The 14,900-nt window shown below is 68.9% G+C and carries 8 protein-coding genes; 7 read left to right on the top strand and 1 reads right to left on the bottom strand.

The window, feature by feature from the left end:
• Positions 1-47: 47 nt before the first annotated feature.
• Positions 48-1,616 (bottom strand): formylglycine-generating enzyme family protein, encoded by a 1,569-nt coding sequence (locus KA419_03125; GenBank protein ID MBP7864917.1) that lies wholly within the window; start codon positions 1,614-1,616, stop codon positions 48-50.
• Between the two features lie 1,129 nt (positions 1,617-2,745).
• On the opposite strand from KA419_03125, the gene KA419_03130 reads away from it, so the two are divergent.
• The 7 genes from KA419_03130 to KA419_03160 all read left to right on the top strand — a co-directional run bounded on the left by KA419_03130 (position 2,746) and on the right by KA419_03160 (position 14,821).
• Entirely contained in the window at positions 2,746-3,783 is a 1,038-nt protein-coding gene (locus KA419_03130; protein MBP7864918.1) for a hypothetical protein, read from the top strand.
• Between the two features lie 19 nt (positions 3,784-3,802).
• Complete coding sequence (locus KA419_03135) at positions 3,803-5,074, top strand: MFS transporter (protein MBP7864919.1); 1,272 nt, start codon at positions 3,803-3,805, stop codon at positions 5,072-5,074.
• Between the two features lie 1,640 nt (positions 5,075-6,714).
• Entirely contained in the window at positions 6,715-9,075 is a 2,361-nt protein-coding gene (locus tag KA419_03140) for a xanthine dehydrogenase family protein molybdopterin-binding subunit (GenBank protein MBP7864920.1), read from the top strand.
• Complete coding sequence (locus KA419_03145; GenBank protein ID MBP7864921.1) at positions 9,072-10,562, top strand: FAD binding domain-containing protein; 1,491 nt, start codon at positions 9,072-9,074, stop codon at positions 10,560-10,562. The genes KA419_03140 and KA419_03145 overlap by 4 nt, the downstream gene beginning before the upstream one ends.
• A 4-nt stretch (positions 10,563-10,566) precedes the next feature.
• Positions 10,567-11,913, top strand: coding sequence for a hypothetical protein (locus KA419_03150; GenBank protein MBP7864922.1), 1,347 nt, complete (start codon positions 10,567-10,569; stop codon positions 11,911-11,913).
• A complete protein-coding gene (hisC, locus tag KA419_03155) occupies positions 11,910-13,052 on the top strand; it encodes a histidinol-phosphate transaminase (protein MBP7864923.1) in 1,143 nt (380 codons plus the stop codon). The genes KA419_03150 and hisC overlap by 4 nt, the downstream gene beginning before the upstream one ends.
• On the top strand, positions 13,034-14,821 hold the full coding sequence (locus KA419_03160) for a hypothetical protein (GenBank protein ID MBP7864924.1): 1,788 nt from the start codon (positions 13,034-13,036) through the stop codon (positions 14,819-14,821). Before hisC ends, KA419_03160 begins: the two co-directional genes overlap by 19 nt.
• Positions 14,822-14,900 lie beyond the last annotated feature (79 nt).

A 14,900-nucleotide genomic window follows, 5' to 3' on the forward strand; every position in this document is an offset into this window, starting at 1 on the left:
CCCGGAAAATCGCTTTTCGCCCGTCGCCACCGCCTGATTTCAGATCCTCAGCGAGTGGATCGGGCCAGGCGGAAACCCATGCAGGGATCTGGTTCATCAGGGTCCCAGGCACCCCGGTACGCAGCGCGGCAGTAATTCGCAACGTTGCCAAAACCCCCGCCCCGGATCACGCGTTCTATGCCGGATGCAGCGCCGGGGTGGTCGGAGGCCGAACCTGTCGGGTAGAGCCCGTACCAGTCCCAGCACCATTCCCCGACGTTCCCGTGCATGTCCCGCAGTTTCCAGGCATTGGCGGTTTTCTGACCCACCTCGTGGGTGGTCAGAGATGTGTTCGCTGAAAACCAGGCAACCGTCTCCAGGTGGGGATACATGCCCGCGGTCGAGTTCCCCAGGCAGTTGGCCGACGAATAATTTGGTTCGACGACATAAAACGGTGTCGTCGTCCCCGCCCGGCAGGCGTATTCCCACTCCCCCTCCGTCGGCAGACGGTATCCGGTGACGTTCCAGTTGCAGTAAACAGGACCCGCGAGGTAGTTGTCGGCCGTGATCGGCTGGGTGAAACCCGCATCCGCGTAGTAGCAGCGCGTCCGCCCGTTGGCCAGCGAGAGCAGGTTGGCGAAGAGCACCGCCTCGAACCAGGAGACCGTCTGCACCGGGTTGTTCATTCCGGCCCCGCAGGATGTATAGGTCGGGTCCGCCGGGAGGGTCGGCTGCACGGTCCGGAGGTCCGCCCACATCTGGCGCGTGACTTCCGTTTCCATTAACGCCAGGCCCTGGCTCAGGGTATGAAAGAACTGGTTTTCTTCGGCAAATGCGCACGGCTCGCCCGGAGGCGAGCCCTGGGTGAAGGTCCCGGCCGGAATGTAGCGCAGGTTGCCGACGAGGGCGTCCGGCCCCACCAGGTCTCCGGCGGAGGGGATGGGAACGGGGCGGCCACCGAAGAAGAGGTGTCGATCCCCGGCGACGTTCCCGGTGATGTCGATGGGTGCCGGAATAGGGCCGTTGCTGAAGATACGGATGGTATCGAACCCGGTGTAAGGGGTTCCGGTCCAGATTCCGTCGCTCAGGCGCAGGTATTGCCCCCGGGCGGGTATGGTCACGTTCACCGAGGTCACAAGGCTGCCGCCCAGCCAGGCCTCGAGCGTTACATTGACCGCCGTTTCCAGGGGATTCATCAGGGCGACGCCGGTGTAGTCCATCCAGGATCGCACCGTATTCGGCAGCATCCACTTTTGGGCGGTCTCACCCGTCAGGAAGAACTCACATACGCTGGGAGAGTCGCCAAACTGGTAAGTGAGTTTAACGTCGAGGTCAGCCGGAGCGGTCAGGTGGGCTGTTCCGTTGTAACCCAGATCCAGGGGGGTAAAACTCGCCCAGGCCAGCGGCGGCACCTCCATCAGGAGCAGAGCACCATACGGATTCCCATCGGAACCATAGCGGGCTGCGGTGACGGTCACCGTGGAAAAACCCGCATTGTAGAACGATATCGTCGTCTTCCAACCGGCCACGCTGGTGACGTGAGCGCACCAGGCGTCCAGCGCCGCCGCCACGGGACCTGCCAGCACGAAGAACAGGGATGTGCCCACGGATAATCTCAGCCATGTTCGGTTGCTCATCGCGACCTCCATCGAGTTGGAATCGGGACTGGCTCCCTGCCGGCTTTGAGCCGACAGGGCTTCATCCTGACGACACCAGGATGATACAGACAAAGAGTTGCGTTCTCTTTGCCTCATGCTCACGTGCTCCTGACGACAGCTTTTTTATAATATTACAAATCACGATAAAGATCAAGATGACCGATGGGCCACCCGCAGTGCCCTCATCCCGCCGGCGAACCTTCACGCCTGCGATTGGCCCGGTGCAAGGGCACGGGCTGGCATGCGGCCATCGGGACGACGAGCGATGGCACAACGAAAGCGTCCCCGGCACGGGGGTCCTGGCGGATTGCGGCGCGGAGGTCCGACGGAGCGCCGCCTTGAGTGCGGTGACGCGCCCCGCGGCACCGCTTTCCCCGCGTCGCGCAGGCTCCCGGAGCGGCGCGGGAACCTCCCCGGGGCCGAGGATCCGTCGCTTTGCCGCAGTGCCGGACCGGCGGCCTGTCCCTTTTTCCCCGCGACTGTGGAGCGCATCCCCTCCGGCGGCGCTCCGGGGGCCTCCGCGCCTTCTCGTCGGCATGGCTGAAAACGGCGCTCCGGGGGCCTCCGCGCCGCACTCCCCTCCGAGAATCCCCCTTGCGCGAAGGAGTCCGCGGGACGGCCAGGGCCAAGCGGTAACGGTCCACGAGAATCTCCCTGGCTCGCAGGAGCCCGCGACAGCGGGCGACTGAGTGTAGCCCAGGGCGAAGGGCGCTTCGCCCGAGCCCTGGGATCGGGTCGCCAGAAGTACCAGAGTCCGCAACGCGGGCGATTCTCGCGCCAAGTGTACCAGGAGGGTTGAGCATGTGGTCGGGTTGTTATGACAGTCTGATCGGAAATGAGTTGCGTCGAGAGACGCTATGTCTGCATGATACGATTGGCTTTAGATAGTGCCTGGCACCCTTTGCTCCCTCCCGTTCTGGTGGGCGGCGTCACATTTGGGGGGCGACATCTCATTTGCAATGCCATCCGGCTTGACTTCCCCCCCGTTTTCGCCTACTTTCAGGCGGTGGCCATGGTCGGGCAGGCCGGCAGCGCCCCTTCCGGACCGCGACCCTTCGCACTGCCCTTGGGGCACCGCGCAACCCGTTTGGCAAGGAGGAGACCCCGCATGGCCGCTCACCGGGAAGAAAAGCCCATCGCGCCGGGGCAGACCTTCGCCGTCGACCGCTTCCGGCCGGACGACGCGCCCGGCCTGGTCAACCTCTACACCTCCGTCTACGGCCCGCACTACACCTGGGAGTGCTACTACGACCCGGCCTGGCTCGTCGGGGCCAACCGCAACGGCGACCTGTACTCGGTGGTGGCCCGCACACCCGCCGGGGACATCGTCGCCCACGGCGCGCTCTTCCGCAGTTCCCCGCACCACCCCAACCTCTACGAGGGCGGACAGTACGTGAGCCACAAGGCCTACCGCCACACCTTCGCCATCCACCGGATCAACCGCCACGTCACCGGGCCGCTGGCCCGGGAGGTGGGCGTCGACGGCGTCTTCGGGGAGGAGGTCTGCCACCAACTGGCCAGCCAGAAGGCCGCCGCCCTCGGGGGCGCGAAGGACTGCGCCATCCAGATCGACCTGATGCCGGCGGCCACCTACGAGCGGGAGAAGAGCCTGACCGGCCGGGCCTGCTGCTGCACCTCGTACATCTCCTACCGGGACCGGCCCCAGGCCACGTTCATCCCGCCGGTCTACCGGGAAGCGGTCGACGGGATCGCCGCGGACCTGGGCCTCGAGCGGGAGTGGCGCTCCGCCGACGCCGGGGCCCCGGGCGAGGCCGCCTCCGAACTGACCGTCCGGTTCTTCGACGACGCCGCGGTGGGGCGGTTCAACGTCGTCGCCGCCGGCGCGGACTTCGCGGCGGCCGTGGCGGGGCTGGAACAGGAGGGGGCGGGCCGGGGGACCCTGGTCTACCAGTTCTTCCTCAACGCCGGCCGGCCAGGGATCGGCCCGGCCGTGGACATTCTGAGAGCCCGCGGGTACTTTGTCGGCGGCTACGTCCCGCGGTGGTTCGACAGCGACGGCCTGCTGATGCAGAAAGTCCTGTCCGAGCCCGATTTCGCCGCCATCCAGCTGTACACCGACAAGGCCAGGCGCCTGCTGGACTTCATCCGCCGGGATTTCGACCGGGCCCGGCGGGAGGCGGGATGACGCGCAACCGGCGTTCCCCGTGACCCCCGGGCCCGCCCTCGCCGAAGCGGCCGCGGCGGTTTCGCCCCCGCCGGCGAAGGACTCCCTCTTCACCTTCGAGTTCGTCACCCTCACCCTGGCCATCTTCTTCGGCTTCTGCAACCTGGCCATCTTCTTCGGCTTCTACGTCTACCTCGGCCGGATCGGCATCCCGGCCGAGTGGCGGGGCCTGCTGGTGAGCCTCGAGCCCCTGGCCGCCTTCCTCGTCCGCCTGCCAGCGATCCCGCTGCTCAACGCGAACAACGCCTTCCGGACGATGCTGGTCTCCTTCGCCATGATCATCGCCGCGCTGTGGGGGTACAGTTTCGCCACGACCCTCCCCGCCCTCGTCGTCCTGCGCCTGTTCCACGGCGCGGCTTTCGTGCTGATGGTCTCCTCCGCCACCTTCATCGTCGTGGGCCTGATCCCCCCGGCCCGCAGCGGGCAGGGTTTCGCCGTCGTCAGCGTCGCCCTGCTGGTCCCCTACGCGGTGATGCCGCTCCTGACCGACGCCCTGGCCCGCTGGATCCCCAACGAGGCCCACGTCTACGCCGCCGTTTCGGTGCTGGCCGTCCCCTGTTTCTTCCTGGCGGCCGCCTCCCGCCGGCGTATCGCCCGGCGGTACGCCGCCACCGGCGCCCCGCCGCCGCCGCCGGCCCTGCGCCAGCTCCTGCGGAACCTGGGCCAGGCCCACTACCTCCTGATCCTCGGGATCAACCTGGCCCTGACCTTCTGCACCACCACGGTCTTTTACTTCATGAAGGACTTTTTCCTGCGGGCCGGGTACGGGGACGCGGGGATCTTCTTCACCCTCTCGACGGGGGCCGTCATCGCCACCCGGGTGACTTTCGCCCGGGCGCTGGACCGCTTCGACAAGCCCACGGTGCTGGGCCTGAGCCTGCCGCCCCTGGCGGGGTGCTTCCTCCTGTTCGCCTACCCCGGCGGCCTGATCTACATCGGCGCCCTGGCCCTGCTCTACGGGGCCGCCCTGGGGATCGCCCAGCCGCTGCTCAACGCGCTGATGTTCGCCGTGTCGCCGCCCCCGCTGCGGGGGGCCAACGCCAACCTGATGCAGCTGGTGATGGACGCCGGGTATTTCATCAGCCCGTCGGTCGGGGGCCTGCTCCTGGCGAGAGGGTGCTCCTTCTTCACCGTGTTCGCCACGTCCGCGGCGATGGCCCTGCTGGGGCTGGTCCTGCTGCTGCTGCTCGTCGCCGGCGGCCTGCGGGAGCGCATCGCCCGCGGGGTACGCGACGGGGACCAACGGGCATAACGGCGCTTCAGCGGCTGCGCTCTCTCCAGAAAGCGTTTGCAATACATTGCAACAAAATGGGTTATAATTGAAGCGTTCTGGTTGAAAGGACGGCATTCATGCCGCCCGGCGCTACCAACATGTTGCCGTTTCCGGTTGCCTGGCTAGGCCACTTTTCCGGGCAAAGTCCCGGAGAAAGCCCAGGATCTTTGGTAAAATGCCCCAGAAATCTGATGTTCCCCACGACCACGATTCATCGGTTCAGGCCCAAAACCCTTCTGCCTAAACCGCTAAAAGCCTTCTCTTGACCAGGGACTACCGGACGCTCCTTCTGGTTTTCTCCGCAGCTCTGCGTCTCTGCGCGATATTTCTTATCCGCATTATCGCACCATCCTGATCAACCGATCTCTATCGCGCAGAGACGCAAAGACGCAGAGACCAAGCTCAAATCGAAGCGCCGGGATGGCAAAACGGAAACCATTTAACAAAAAAGGATTGCCCCCATTCCGGGAAAGTGAGTGTCCCCTTCTTTGCCCTTCTTTCCTTCCGGGATTCTCCGTGCATACGGCTTCTTAGCGGGCTGGAGGGACGTTCGAGGAGACGGGGCCGCCGGGCGGGTTTTCCCTCCACCGGGAGTCCATCGCCTCCGCGCCCTCACCCCGTCAGGGGTGAAATGTTTGTAGTAAATGAGGTTATTATTCATTTCCCCCGCGCGCCGCCGGGGGTAAACCGTGCTCCGGAGCACCATCCCGGCCGGCGGCGCGCGGGGGAGGAGAATCTTTATAACTGCCTTTTCTACAAACATTTCACCCCTGACGGGGTGAAGACACGGCGGGGACGATCCCGGTGGGGCGAAGACGCAGAGGGCATGATCCTGACAGGGTGGGGACGCGACGTACACGACCCAGGCGCGGTGAAGACACGAAAGGCCACGATCCGCACGGGGTAAAAGGGTGGTGGGCACGATTCAGGTTCAGGACACCCGCCCGTGATTCAGGGCCCGGACACCCACCTGTTGCCGAGGTGGGCGTTCCGTGCTCATGAAGCTCTCGCAGAGGCTGGGGCGCGGAGAAGTTCCGGGAGATGCCTGGACCGATCCAGGCGCTTCAGCGGCTGCGTTTTTACCAACATGTTGTCGATTCCGGTTGCCTTCCGCGGCCACTTTTGCCGGGTGAGGTCCTGGGAAAAGCGTAGTCCCTTCAAAGTAAGATCTTTGGCAAAATGCGCAAGAAATCAGGAGCCGAACTTTCGAGCCGGTGGCCGGATGAGGGACGAGGGAGGGTCCTCGCTCAAGGACACGCTTTCTGATCGCGTCCCCTCCGTGCCTCTGCGCCTCCGTGAGAGCTCCGTCCGAAATTTCTCTCACCAAGGCACGAAGGCACGGAGAAGAGGCGCTTCCGATTACCGTGAAAAGGCCAACCGCCATCTCCGGTCTCCGGACTTCCGGCTCCGGACTTCTTTGTTCGTGTATTTCGTGGTTCCTTTTCCGGTTTATCCGGGTTCGGATTCAAGGGACCCAAAGAATTGAGGAAGAGCCCTTGGTGCGCCGGGAAAAAGGGCGGTCTATTGCATCCGTGTGCATCCGTGGTTGGGATTTGGGTTGCGGCCGGCGACTGCTCTGCGTTATAAACCGCGCAGGGAACGGAGAGCGTGAGGAAAGCATGAGGGGAAACGCACGACCGGACCACGCGGAAACGCCGGGACGCCCGGAAGGCGCCATCGGCCGGAACTGGCCGCGCGCGGACGCCCTGTCCAAGGCGTGCGGGGCGGAACGCTACGCCGCCGACCTCTACCCGGAAGGCCTGCTGTGGCTGGGGGTGAGGCGGGCCGATCACGCCCACGCCCGCATCCGGTCCATCGACCCGTCGCCGGCCCTGGCCCTGCCGGGCGTCGTGGCCGTCCTGACCCACCGGGACGTCCGGGGGACCAACCGGGTCGGCGTCCCCGAGTTCGACCAGCCGGTCCTGTGCGACGACCGGGTCCGCCACCGCGGCGACCCGGTCGCCCTGGTCCTGGCCGAGGACCAGGCCCTCCTCCCCGAGGCCGCGTCCCTCGTCCGGGTGGAGTACGAGGCCCTGTCGGCGGTGACGGACCCGGAAGACGCCCTGCGGCCCGGGGCGCCCCTCCTGCACGAGCGCCACAAGACCGGCAACGTGCTTCTGGGCGGATGCCTGCGCACGGGTGACGGCGCGGGCGCCCTGGCGGCGTGCGAGGTCGTGGCCGAGGGAGAATTTTACCTCCCCTGCCAGGAGCACGCCTACCTGGAAACCGAGTGCGGCGTGGCCTGGGTGGAGGAGGGGGGCGACCTGGTGATCGTGGCGTCCACCCAGACCCCGCACCGGGACCTGCTGGAAGTGGCCAATGCCTTGGGCGTGCCGCGGGAGAGGACCCGGGTGGTGGCGCCGTACCTCGGCGGGGGCTTCGGCGGCAAGGACGGCATCACCGTCCAGGGCCTGCTGGGGCTGGGCGCCCTTCACGCCGGCGGCCGGCCGGTCAAGCTGGTCAACAGCCGCGAGGAGAGCTTCCGCTCGTCCACCAAGCGGCACCCCGCCCGGATCCGCGCCGCCCTCGGCTGCCGGCGGGACGGCACCCTGCACGCCCTGCGCATGCGCCTGGTCCTGGACACCGGCGCCTACGCCTGCCTGGGCGGCGCCGTCCTGGAGCTGGCGATGGAGCACGCGGGGGGGGTCTACCGCATCCCCCACGCGGAGGTGGAGGGCCTGAGCGTTTACACCAACAACCCGCCGGCCGGGGCCTTCCGCGGTTTCGGCGTGCCCCAGGTCACCGCCGCCGTCGAGTCGCTGGTGGACGAGCTGGCGGCCCGGACCGGGCAGGACCCCGTGTCCTTCCGCCTGCGCAACGCCCTGCGGTCCGGGGAGCGCACGGCCGTGGGCGCCCTCTTGGCCGGCGCCGACGGAAACGTCGCCTGCCTGGAGGCGCTGCGAGACCACCCGCGGTGGGCCGGCCGCCGGGAATGGGTCGCCGCGGCCCCGCCGGGCAGGGCCCGGGGCGTCGGGGTGGCCGCCGCGCTGCACGGCATGGGCTACGGCCCGGAGGTTCCCGACCGGGCCGGCGCCCGGATCGAGCTGCTGCCGGACGGCCGCTTCGCCGTGCAGGCCGGGGTGTCCGACATGGGCCAGGGCAACGCCCCGACCTTTCTGCAGATCGCCGCGGAGGTCCTCGGCCAGCCGGCCGAGCGGCTGACCCTCGTCCTCCCCGACACCCGGCGGACGCTCCCCAGCGGGTCGTCCTCCGCCAGCCGGACCACCTTCACGTACGGCAACGCCCTGATCAAGGCCGCGGAGGAGTTGAAAACCCGCCTCCTGTCCCGGGCGGCCGCCCTCCTGAGCGACGAGGCGGGACAGGTCGTCGCCTTGGACGAACTGGAACTGCGGCCGGGGCGGGTCCGCCACCGCTCCGGGGGCGAGCTGGCCCTGGACCGGCTGGCCGCCGGCCTGCCGCCGGACCAGAGGCTGGGCACCGGGACTTACACCGCGCCGGTCTCCCCGGAGCGCGTCGGGGACGACCCGGCCCTGCGCCAGTGGGGCCTGCCCCACACCCTCTTCTCCTTCGCCGCGCACCTGGCCGCGGTCGAGGTGGACCGGCTGACCGGCGAGACCCGGGTCGACCACTACCTGGCCTGCACCGAGGCCGGCGGGGTGCTCAACCCCCAGCTGTTCGAGCAGCAGGTGCAGGGGGGCGTGGCCCAGGGGCTGGGCTACGCGCTCTACGAGGACTTCCGGTGCGAGGGCGGCCAGATCCGCACGCCCAACCTGACCACCTACATCCTGCCCACGGCCGAGGACGTGCCCGACGTGGCGTCGGTCGTCGTGCCGGGCCGCCAACCGGAGGGGCCCTTCGGGATGAAAGGGGTCGGCGAGGTCGTCATCGACCCCGTCTTCGCCGCCGTGTCCAACGCGCTGGCCGACGCCGTCGGGACCCGGCTCCGGGAGGGGCCGTTCACCGCGGAACGGGTCCTGGCCGCGCTGCCGGAAAACCGGGCGGCAACGGGGGCCCCGTGAAGATCCGCTTCCGGCTCAACGACCGCGACCTCGAGCTGGACGCCCCCCCCGACCGGCGGGTGGTGGACCTGCTGCGGGAGGACCTCGGCCTGACGGGGACCAAGGAATCCTGCGGCAGCGGCGAGTGCGGGTCCTGTTCGGTCCTGGTGGACGGGGAGAGCCGCCTCTCCTGCCTGATGCTCGCCGCCCAGCTGGACGGGAGGCGGGTGACCACCATCGAGGGCCTGAGCCGCCTCGAGGACGGCCGGGCCATCGTCGACGCCTTCGTCCGGGCCGGGGCGGTGCAGTGCGGCTTCTGCACCCCCGGCATGGTGGTGGCCACGGCCGACCTGCTCGCGCGCCAGCCCCGCCCGGACCGGGCCGCCATCCGCCGGGCCCTGGGCGGCAACCTCTGCCGCTGCACGGGTTACCAGAAAATCGTCGACGCCGTCGAAGAGGCGGCCGCCGCCCTCGCGGACCCGGCGCCCCGCCCGGGGCCGGGTGAAGCGCACCGGAAGACGGCGATGCCCCCGCTCCCCGGCCCGGAAACCGGGTCCGCGCCCGGAGGGCCCGGCGCCGTGCCGGCCATGGGAACGGTCCTGGACCTCCGTCCGCCGGCCGCCGAACGGCGGCGTCCCGACAACGGGGGCGGCGGGACCCGGCAGGTGCTGCTGCCGACCTCCCTGGACGAAGTGTTCGAACTCTGCGACGGGGCCACGGCTCCGAGCCTGATGGCCGGCGGCACCGACCTGCTGGTGGCCCTCCGCGAGGGAAAGGCGGCGCCCGGCCGGCTGGTGGGGCTGGAGCGGGTCCCGGAACTGGCCACGGTCCGGCAGGAAGCGGACGAGCTCGTCATCGGGGCGGCCCTCCCCCTGCACCGGGTCGCCGCGGACCCCCGGGTGCAAGCCCGCCTCGACCTGCTGGTCCGGGCCATCGGCGTGCTGGGCGGCCCGCCCGTGACCCACATGGCCACCCTGGGCGGCAACCTCTGCACGGCCTCCCCCGCCGGCGACACCCTGCCGCCGCTCTACGCCCTCGGCGCCCGGGTGGAACTGCGCTCCCGCGGCGGGGCCCGGGTGCTGCCCCTGGACCGGTTCATCACCGGTCCGCGGTCGGTCGACCTGGCCCCGGGCGAGGTCCTGGCCGCCGTCCGGGTGAAGTGCCCGCCGCCGGGCGGGCGGTCCGCCTACTTCAAGATCGGCCTGCGCAAGGCCCAGGCCATCGCCGTGGCGAGCCTGGCGGCCTGGCTGCGGACGGAGCCGGACGGGACGGTGGCCGACGTCCGCCTGGCCTGGGGCAGCGTGGGCCCGACGGTGCTGACCTTCCCCGACGTCGAGGCGGCGATCCGGGGCCGCCCGCTGGAGGAAACGGCCCTGCGCAAGCTGGCGGAGCGCGTCTCGGCCGGCGTCCGGCCCATCGGCGACGTTCGGGCCGGCGCGGCCTACCGGCGCCGGGCCGCCGGCAACCTGCTGATCAAACTGCTGGAACTGCCCCCCCCACGGAGGTGAACGATTGGACAAACCGATTCAGCTGAAGACCACGGTGACGTTCCCGATCCGCGCCGAGTTCGGCCCGCTGGCCCGGTCCTTCACCGAGACATCGGCGGCGGCGTTCGGCCTGGGCGAGCGGGAATCCGACAAGCTGGTGCTGGCGGTGGAGGAGATCTTCGCCCACTTCTGCCGGCGTTTCGGGGGTGACCGGCCGATCGAGCTGGAAGCGTTCAACGGCATCCATTTCATCCGCCTGCGGATGTCGTTTCAGACGGAACGGATCGACATGAGCCGGTTGTGGCCGGCGATCCCGGAATACGAGCCGGCCGACGAGCAGTCCATGGAAAAACTGGGCATCATCATCGGTTTGTCCGGCTTGGACCGCCTGAAGCTGGCCATCCGGGACAACCGCACGGTCCTCGTCGAATGTTACCGGGAGAAAGCGTATCCGCCCTTCGACCCGGACGAGGAGGACCCGAGCCTCGAGACGCTCCGGGGCGCTCCCTTCGACCTGGTTTCACCCTCCGACGGCGAACTCCTCCACTTCACCGCCCGGGTCAACCGGCGCCTGAAAGGATTGACGCTCCCCTCCTTCCTGGAATTCCCCGGCAAGGTGGTGGACATGCGCTCGACGGACGAGTTGAGCGCCGGCCTGGCCGTCTGCCGGGGGGGGTTCCCGGTCGGCGGGGTGCTGTGGCGCGGGGTCGGGGACAAGCTGGTGGAGGTGTTCGGCCCCTACGTCTTCGATCCGAACCGCTCGTCCGAAATCGCCGGGGCCCTCCTCGACCACTGTCTCCGGAACGTCGGCCGGACCCGGGCGGTGGGCCTGCTCTGCCGCTTCACCCAGGAGGACCTGATCACCCGCCAATTCGAGGTCCTGGGCCGGGGCGGCTGTACGGACTACCACCGCGGGAACGCGGTGCTGCCGGTCTTCTACCGGCACCTGGAGGAAGACGCCGGTTCGCTGGTGTACTGCCACCCGCGGGTCCGGGACTTCCTGCGGGCCGAATACGACCGCCTCCTGCTCCCGCGCGAGATCGTGGAGCTGAAGGACCAGGGGGAGGCACAGGCCGAGCACTCCCGGGTGACCAGCGACCTGTTCCTGGCGTCCCACCTGGCGGTGTGCCGCGGCCTGGTGGCGGGTCGCGATATCCGGCTCAACCTGGGCCGTCTCCTGAACCTGTTCCAGACCTTCCGTCGCCCGGACGTTCCCTCCGGCGGCGTCCTGTTCGAGATGGACCTCGGCAACAGCCACGAGATCGGGTTCACCCCCGCCCTGCTGGAGGCCGGGTTCACCCCCGCCCTGATCGTGCCCAACGCCGGCCGGGCCGACAGGCTGGTTTTCCACCGGCCACCGGAGCCGTCATGAACGCCGCCCTCGACTACGAGCGGTTCGTTCCCGCGTACATCCGCCGCTTCCAGGCGTACATCCCCAGCAAGCCGGACGACGAGCTCCGCCGGATGTACGGCTTCGACCGTCTGTACCGGCTCAACAACAACGAGAATTTCCTGGGGCCGCCGCCGGCGGCCCTGCGGGTCCTCCGGGACCACCAGGACGGCCGGAAGATCGCCATCTACCCCAGCGGCGATTCCTTTTACCTCCGCCAGGCCCTGGCCGAACGCTTCGGCAAGGACCCGGACCAGTTCCTCGTGGGCAACGGGTCCTGCGAGGTGATCGCCACGGTCATCAAGGCCTTCTGCGAGGCGGGCGACAACATCGTCACCGCCGACCGGACCTTCGCCGTCTACGAGTGGGTGGCCGAGTTCTCGGGTTTCGAGGCGAGGCTGGTCCCGCTGCGCGACAACGCCTTCGACGACGAGGCGATGCTGGCCCGGGTGGACGGGCGCACCAAGATCATCTTCATCTGCAACCCCAACAACCCCACCGGGACGGGGTGGAACCGGGACCGCCTGGCCCGCTTCCTGGACCGGGCCCGGCACTGCGTCGTGGTGGTGGACGAGGCCTACTGCGAGTTCGTGGACGACCCGGACTTCCCGGACGGGATGAAGCTGATGGAGACGTACCCCAACCTGGTGATCTTCCGGACCTTCTCGAAAATGTTCGGCCTTGCCGGCCTGCGGGTCGGGTACCTGGCCGCCGAGCCGGCGTTGATGAGCTTCATCCGGCGGCCCTACGTCGTCTACTCGGTCAACACCCTGGCCCAGGCCGCCGCCGCCGAGGCGGTCCGGCACGGGGAGGAGCACGTCCGGGCGACCCGGGCCATGGTGCGGGAGGGGAAGGCGGCCCTGCTGCCGGCCCTGGAGCGCCTGGGCCTGCCGTACGTCAACGGGGAGGGGAATTTCATCATGGTGAAGGTCCCCCTCAGCGACACGCTCTTCTATCGCCGGATGATGCCCCGGGGCTTCATGGTCCGCACCATGACCAGCTTCCGCTACCCCGGCTGGATTCGCGTGACCGTCGCCCCGGCCCCCGTCATGGCGGCGTTCGCCGCCGCCCTGGAAGACGCGTCCGGGGCAGGGAAGGCGACGTGTACGTCATTCCGCTGAACGAAATCCGGCCCGAGGACGGGCCCCGCACAGGCGGCAAGGCCGCCGGCCTGGCCCGGCTGATCGCCGCCGGCTTCGACGTGCCCGGCGGCTTCTGCATCACCACGGACGCCTGTCGGGAACACCTCCGGGCGGGGGTTGCCGCTTCGGAACCGCCGGGCCCCGAAGCAGCCGTCCGGTGCATCACCGGGAGCGAAATGCCAGCGCCGGTGAAGGAACGGATCCTGGCCGCGTACCGGGAGATGGCCGGCGGCCGGTCCCGGGCCGTCCCGGTGGCGGTGCGGTCCTCGGCGGAAGCGGAGGACCTGCCCGGGGCCTCTTTTGCCGGCCAGTACGACACGGTGCTGAACGTGGACACGCCCGACGGCCTCCTCGCCGCGGTCCGGCGATGCTGGGCCTCGGGGTGGTCGGACCGGGCGGTCGCCTACCGGCGGCAGGCCGGTCTCGACCCGGCGCTCACCGGCATGGCCGTCGTCGTCCAGGAGATGGTCCCGGCGGAGGTGTCCGGGGTCGCGTTCACGATCAACCCAGTCAGCGGGGACGCGTCCGAGATGCTCGTCAACGCCCATCGCGGGCTGGGCGAGGCCCTGGTCTCCGGGCGGGTCACGCCGGAGGAGTTCGTCCTCGCCCGACCGGGCGGGAAGATGAAACGGGTCCGCCGTGCCCTCGATTCCGCAGGGCGAACCGGCCGGCCGTGCCTCGGCCCCCGGCGGCTGAAGAAACTGGCCCGCCTGAGCCTGGCCATCGAACGGCATTTCGGCGCGCCGCAGGACATCGAATGGGCCCTCCGCCGGGGGCGGTTCCGGGTGCTGCAGGCCCGCCCCGTCACCGCCGCCCGCAAACGGTCCCTGCCCTTCCCGGTGATCTGGGGAAACCCCGTCAACGGCGAGATCGCCCCGGGACGGGTCGTCTTCTGGTGCAACTGGAACACCCGCGAGAACATGCCCTACCCCCTCAAGCCGCTGGCCTGGTCGTTCTTCAACGACGTGCTGGTGCCCCCCATCACCGAGGCGCTGTGGGGCATCGACGAGCGTTCCCCCCTGTACCGGCACAGCTTCGTCATCGACCTGGTGGACGGGCGGGCCTACTGGAACATGAACCTTCTCTTCGGCCACCCCTTCCTCGGCCGGTTGACGCCGGCGATGCTGCGGATGCTCGACCCCGCCACCGGTGAAATCTTCGACCGGCTCCGCGTGTCCGGGGAATTCGAACCGGTGCGTCCGCCCGTCCGCTGGACAGCCCTGGTCAGGCCCTTCGTCCGGGCGCTGCTGACTATCGTCCGATTCCCCTGGCTGGCAGGCCCCCGCCGGATCCAGGCGCGCTGCGACGATTACTGGAAACTGGCGGAGGGTTACGAGGCGCTCCGGCTCGGCGACAAGCCCATTGACGAGCTGATCGCTCAGATCCGGCGCTTTAGCGAACTCACGGTCCGGCGGATCTTTCCGGTGCTCGCCGTCTCCCTCAAGTTCATGGTGGGGCTGGGCCTCGTCCGCCGGCTGACCCGGCGGATGAAAGACGTCGAGGTCGGGGACCTGCTGGTCGGCATCCCGGGGAACAAGACCACCGAGGGGGCACTGGAGCTGTTTGAGCTGTCGCAGATGACGGCGGGCGTCCGGCGGGTCTTCCTCGAGACGGACCTCCCCGACCTGGAGCGGACGCTGGCCGGGAGCGAGGAGGGAAAGGCCTTCCTGGGCCGGGTGGAGACGTTTCTCGACCGCCACGTGTTCGCGCCGGTCTGGGATGAGGCCAAAATCAGCGGTTTGGGGTGAGGCCAGCGACTGGTTTTCAATCGACAGTGCAAAGAGAGAGGATTTCGCAGGAGCGAGAAGGGAGCTCGGTTCACCGGGA

The organism is Acidobacteriota bacterium (genome assembly GCA_018001935.1).
Taxonomy (GTDB): domain Bacteria; phylum Acidobacteriota; class JAAYUB01; order JAAYUB01; family JAAYUB01; genus JAGNHB01.

Bases quoted from the DNA above. Each gene is read 5' to 3' on its own strand.
- KA419_03130 (MBP7864918.1), top strand. From the start codon at position 2,746: ATGGCCGCTCACCGGGAAGAAAAGCCCATCGCGCCGGGGCAGACCTTC.
- KA419_03140 (MBP7864920.1), top strand. From the start codon at position 6,715: ATGAGGGGAAACGCACGACCGGACCACGCGGAAACGCCGGGACGCCCG.
- hisC (MBP7864923.1), top strand. From the start codon at position 11,910: ATGAACGCCGCCCTCGACTACGAGCGGTTCGTTCCCGCGTACATCCGC.
- KA419_03125 (MBP7864917.1), bottom strand. From the start codon at position 1,616: ATGAGCAACCGAACATGGCTGAGATTATCCGTGGGCACATCCCTGTTC.